Source organism: Martelella sp. (assembly GCF_984369615.1).
On record NZ_CFHTCS010000319.1, the window covers coordinates 1 to 4,970 of the forward strand.

The following is a 4,970-nucleotide window of genomic DNA, read 5'->3' on the forward strand; positions in this document are numbered from 1 at the left end:
TGTGCCGATCCGGCCCATGTGATAAAGCGTCACGGCAAGGCCGATCGTGCCGTGGCCGCACATGCCGAGAACCGCCCCGACATCGAAATAGATGACGCCGGTGACGCAGGTCGGGTCCAGCGGCGGCACCAGCAGCGCGCCCACCATGGCGACCTGGCCGCGCGGCTCCAGAACCACGGCGCGATAGTCGTCGTAAAAGCGCGTCGCAAGGCGCGCCGCGCGTTCGGAAAGCGGGCCGGAACCGAGATCGGGAAAGCCGTCGAGGATGACCCGCGTCGGCTCGCCTGCGGTGTGGCTGTCAATCACATGCATTCGCTGCTCCCTGACTGGGCCCGGTCTGCGGGTTTCAGGCCGCCCAGCTGGCGTACCAGGTCTTGAACTGCCGGTACTGTTCCTCGACGAAGGCCTTCTGCGGTGCGGTCAACGCATCGGTCTCGTTGAAGTGCAGGCTATATTCTTCATCCCCGTTCAGCACCATCAGGTATTTGTAGAACAGCACGAGATCAACGCCCTCGTCGAATTTCGACAGCACCATCAGCGCGTCCTCAAGCGCGCGCGCCTTGGCGCGGGCTTCGCTGTCGCCCTCGGCTGCGGCCCTGCAGAGCGAAATGAGGTGCAGGACCTCCTTCGGCAGCGCATTGCCGATACCTGTGATAGCGCCGGTCGCCCCGCATTTGACGAAGCCGTGAAAGACCTGGGTATCGACGCCGACCATCAGCGTCAGTTCGGGGTCGCCGGAGGTGATGTGCTCGGCAGCGTAGGACAGGGAGGCCGCGCCGCCGAACTCCTTGAAGCCGATCAGGTTGGGATAGTCGGCGCGCAAGGCGAAGAACAGGTCCGCGCGGGTTTCAAAGCCGTAATGGGGGCTGTTGTAGATGACGGCGGGCAGGCCGTTGGCGGCCGCGAGAATCGCCGAGAAATGCGCCTTCTGCGCCGAGGCCGAAGAGCCGCGCGAGAGAACGCGCGGAATGACCATCAGGCCGGCGGCGCCGATGCGGGCGGCGTGCGCCGCAAGCGCCACGGCGGACTTCGTGTTGACCGCGCCGGTTCCGACGATGACCGGTACGCCCGCCTCGACCAGCGCCTCGACGCCCTGCATCCGCTCTTCATCGGTCAGGAGCGGCCAGTCGCCCATCGACCCGCAATAGACGACGGCCGACATGCCGGCATCGACAAGCGCCCGGCCCTTGCGCGCCAGCGCCGCGAAATCCGGCGTGCGGTCAGCCTTGCAGGGGGTCATCAGCGCCGGAATGCAGCCGGTAAAGATCGTATCGCGCATCTGGGGTCCTTTCATATGCACAAGGGATCGGGGTCGGCGGCGAGCGGCCGCTGGCATCGAGGCCCAGCCCCGTTGCAATGCCAGTACCATCGATGATTCAATTTGTCGACAAATAAAATACTAAAGTGTCGAGCTTGATCGCAAAACGCCCGGCATCGCTCAAAGCGAAATCGAGGAGACGCTGCGGGAATCCGCCGAGATATAGGCGCGGATCTGGCGCACGATCTGGTCGGCGTGCTGCACGGCAAGCCGGTCGGATTCGGCCTCGTCCCGTGCGATCATCGCGCTGACGATGTGTTCGTGCTCGGCCACATACTGGCGCGGCAGATCGTCGTCATAGGAGCGATAATAAAGGCGCAGGATGCGCCGCCCGTCATCCAGCAGGCGCCGGAACAGATCGGTATAGTATTTGTTGCGGCCGGCCTCGGCGATGGCGATATGGAAATCGCGGTTGGTCGCGATCATGCCCAGCACGTCCCGGGCCTCGACGGCCTCGGCAAAGCGGCGCTGATGCAAGCGGATTCCGGCAAGATCGGCCTCGTTATAGTGGACTGCCGCAAGCCGCGCGGTCACCCGGTACATCAGTGTCAGCGCGTCGAAAAACGCGCCCAGCTGCACGAAATCGATGTTGGAGACGATTGTCGTGCGGTTGGTCAGCGCCGTGATCAGCCCTTCCGCCGCGAGCCGAACGAGCGCCTCGCGGATCGGCGTGCGCGACATCGCGAACCGGTCCGACAGCTCGGTCTCGTCGATCGGACTCCCCGGCGCGAGCTTGAGTTCGATGATCTCGTTGCGCAGCGTCTCATAGACATGCGCCACGCCGCCGCCGCGCCTGACGTGCTGGCTCGGGAGCACGTTCTTTTCCGCCGATATCTTGACCATCATGCCCGCCTTTCCTGGATTTTTCTGGCAACATGCAACACTCCTTGCACACAATCCATGACAAGTCTCAAATTTTTTTTGTCGACAAATTGAATTTTTGACGATAGCTTGACGGCCTGTTCACCCATGAGAGCAACCCGGAACGGACGCAGCGCCACCATGAAACCCGCCCGCACGAACGCCCCACCGTCTTGCGCCGAAGCGTCGGGCGGCAGGTGCACGGCGGCGCGCCGAGGGCGCGCGCCCGGAGAAAACGGCTGATGCCCTGCGAAGCGGCGGAGATCTTCCGGCTGTCCGCCGGGCCGGATGCCCCGAGGCAGGTCTTCGCCTACCTTCTCGGCGGGCTGAACGCGGAGGTGGGCGAAGGCCTGACTACCGCCTCGGTTTACGACCTGCCGCGCATGCGCTCGCGCCGGGTGTTTTCCGAAAATCTCGAAGCCTACGCCCTTGGCGGGTTCAAGCCGCTTGAGAGGAACCGCTATTTCGACACCGTCATTGCCGGAACCCGGCATTTCAGCACGACCCGCATCGAAGAGATCGCCGAGGTCTTCTTCGATTGGGAAAAGATCCGCGACCTCGGCTTCGAATCCAACATGAACCTGCCGGCAGTCGCCGACGGACGCGTGATCGGAACGGTCAACCTGCTGGGCCCGCGGGGCCGGTTCACGCCGGAGACCGTCGCCCGGGCGCTGGCCTGGCAGCCGGCGGCAACGGCCGCGTTCCTTCTCCTGCACCTCAAAGGCGCGGAAACGGCCACCTTTCAACCCGACCTGAGGAAAACCGCCCAACCGGACCAAGCCTGACCAGACCTGAAAAAGGGGCCGGAGAGCCCCGTTCAATGGCCGTCACCGGCCGCATAATCCAGACGAAGACATCTCAACCCGGAGAAACCGACCCATGCACACCGCACTCAAAGCAGCGATCCTGTCGTTGACGCTGGCCACGCCGCTCTCGGCCCAGGCCGAGGACTTCAACATCGCCTTTCTCGCCGCCTCGTCGCAGAACGGCTTCAACCAGGCGATCTATGACGGCATCAAGCAAGCCGCGTCCGGCTACGACAACGTCAGCACCCAGATTTTCGACGGCGAGTTTTCCGCCACCGCCCAGTTCTCCCAGGTCGAGGACATCGTCGCCGGCGGCAAGTTCGACGCCATCATCATCACGCCCAACGACACCGTCGGCATCGCGACCGCGCTGGAAGATGCCGTGAAGGCCGGCGTCAAGGTCGGCACGACGCTGTTTCCCGTCGGTCCCGAGCTGACCGAAATGGAACCGCAGGTGCCGGGCCTCACCGTCACCGTCGCCTCCGACCCCGTCGTCGGCGCCACCGCCCAGGCCAATGCGGTGGTCGATTACTGCGCCGACAAGGACCCGTGCAAGGTCGCGGTCCTGATCGGCCAGCTCGTCTTCCCCTTCGACAATGTGCGCAACGACACCTACAAGACGATCCTCGGCGAACATGACAATATCGAGATCGTCGCCACCGGCGAGGGCAATTATTCGCCCCAGGACTCGATGATCGCCATGCAGGACATTCTGCAGGCCAATCGCGATATCGACGTCGTGCTTTCCAACGCCGACCAGCACCTGATGGGCGCCGAGGTCGCGATCGCGGATGCCGGCCTCGACATGTCGCAGATCTACACGCTGGGCGGCGGCCTGAACCAGATCGCCGTGGACGCGATCAAGGCCGGCACCTGGACCGGAACGCTGGCGCAATTCCCGAAATCCATGGGCGCGGCCGCGCTTGACGCCATGGTCGATGCGCTGAACGGCGAAACCCCTCCGACCTGGATCGATGAGTATTCGTTGCGCGAAACGCCGAAGATCATCACCAGGGAATGGCTGGACGAAAACCCGGATTTCGAACCGGAATGGCAGGGCTGATCTCGGCGCATCCGGCGCGCCTGTCCGACGCGCGCCGGAAACCGGCTTCACGCCGCGCGTCCCGCCGGCATTCCGGCACGGCGCGCCGAAGATCGAAAGGAAAGCCATGACCGATACCGCCATCCGGCTTCGGGGCGTCGCCAAGAGTTTTGGCGGAATGCGCATCCTGGACGACATCAGTATCGACATCAAAAAGGGATCGGTTCACGCGCTCGTCGGTGAAAACGGCGCGGGCAAATCCTCCGTCGGCAAGATTGTCGGCGGCTATTATTCGGCAGATGAAGGCACGGTCGAGGTCTTCGGCAACACCGTCACCCGGTTTTCGCCGCGCGACGCGCTTCGCCGCGGCATCGCGATGATCCATCAGGAGCTTCAGCTCGTCCCGGAACTGACCGTGCTGGAAAACGTGTTCCTGGGGCTGGAAAGCAATACCGCCGGCTTTCTGCGCAAGGGCGATCTCGCCCGTTTCGACGCGCTTGAGGAGACCTGCGATTTCGGCCTCAACCCGCATAGCCGGATCGCCGACATGCGGATCGCCGAGCGCCAGAAGGTCGAGATCATGCGGGCGATTGCCCGCGATGCGCGGGTGATCATCATGGACGAGCCGACGTCCTCGCTGACGGAGGACGAGGCCGAGCGCCTGCACCAGCTGATCGCCCGGCTGAAGGCGCGCGGCGTCACCGTGATCTATGTCAGCCATTTTCTCGACCATATCCTCGCCAATTGCGACCGGGTGACGATCATGCGCGACGGCAGGGTGATCCGTACCGACGCCATCGCCGGCGAAACCAAGGACAGCCTCATCGGCTCCATGCTGGGCGAGGCTTCCGAGATCATCTGGCCCGCTTTGCCGCCGCGCCCCCGGGGACAGGCAACACCGGTGGTCGAGATGGAGAATGTCGCCACGGATACCGGCCTTTCC

Annotated in this window: 7 protein-coding genes; 3 read left to right on the forward strand and 4 right to left on the reverse strand. The window is 64.0% G+C overall.

What is annotated here, in order from left to right; all coding sequences use genetic code 11:
* From AC5DC2_RS19210 to AC5DC2_RS19225, 4 genes are all read right to left on the reverse strand, one after another.
* The coding region (locus tag AC5DC2_RS19210) for a proline racemase family protein (RefSeq protein ID WP_491699628.1) at nucleotides 1-312 on the reverse strand (312 nt) is incomplete at its 3' end.
* A 34-nt stretch (nucleotides 313-346) separates the two neighbouring features.
* Nucleotides 347-1,279, reverse strand: a complete 933-nt coding sequence (locus AC5DC2_RS19215) for a dihydrodipicolinate synthase family protein (protein ID WP_024707637.1) — start codon at nucleotides 1,277-1,279, stop codon at nucleotides 347-349.
* 159 nt (nucleotides 1,280-1,438) lie between these two features.
* Nucleotides 1,439-2,164: a GntR family transcriptional regulator gene (locus tag AC5DC2_RS19220; RefSeq protein WP_024707638.1), complete on the reverse strand. Its 726-nt coding sequence runs from the start codon at nucleotides 2,162-2,164 to the stop codon at nucleotides 1,439-1,441.
* The gene (locus tag AC5DC2_RS19225; RefSeq protein WP_024707639.1) at nucleotides 2,161-2,382 is read right to left on the reverse strand and encodes a hypothetical protein; all 222 of its coding nucleotides are present in this window, start codon (nucleotides 2,380-2,382) and stop codon (nucleotides 2,161-2,163) included. Before AC5DC2_RS19225 ends, AC5DC2_RS19220 begins: the two co-directional genes overlap by 4 nt.
* A 39-nt stretch (nucleotides 2,383-2,421) precedes the next feature.
* Between AC5DC2_RS19225 and AC5DC2_RS19230 the strand changes: the two genes are divergently transcribed.
* From AC5DC2_RS19230 to AC5DC2_RS19240, 3 genes are all read left to right on the forward strand, one after another.
* Nucleotides 2,422-2,964, forward strand: coding sequence for a hypothetical protein (locus tag AC5DC2_RS19230; RefSeq protein ID WP_491699629.1), 543 nt, complete (start codon nucleotides 2,422-2,424; stop codon nucleotides 2,962-2,964).
* A gap of 94 nt (nucleotides 2,965-3,058) precedes the next feature.
* On the forward strand, nucleotides 3,059-4,048 hold the full coding sequence (locus AC5DC2_RS19235; RefSeq protein ID WP_491699630.1) for a sugar ABC transporter substrate-binding protein: 990 nt from the start codon (nucleotides 3,059-3,061) through the stop codon (nucleotides 4,046-4,048).
* A gap of 106 nt (nucleotides 4,049-4,154) precedes the next feature.
* Nucleotides 4,155-4,970, forward strand: an 816-nt coding sequence (locus AC5DC2_RS19240; protein WP_491699631.1) for an ATP-binding cassette domain-containing protein, incomplete at its 3' end; no start/stop codon positions are given.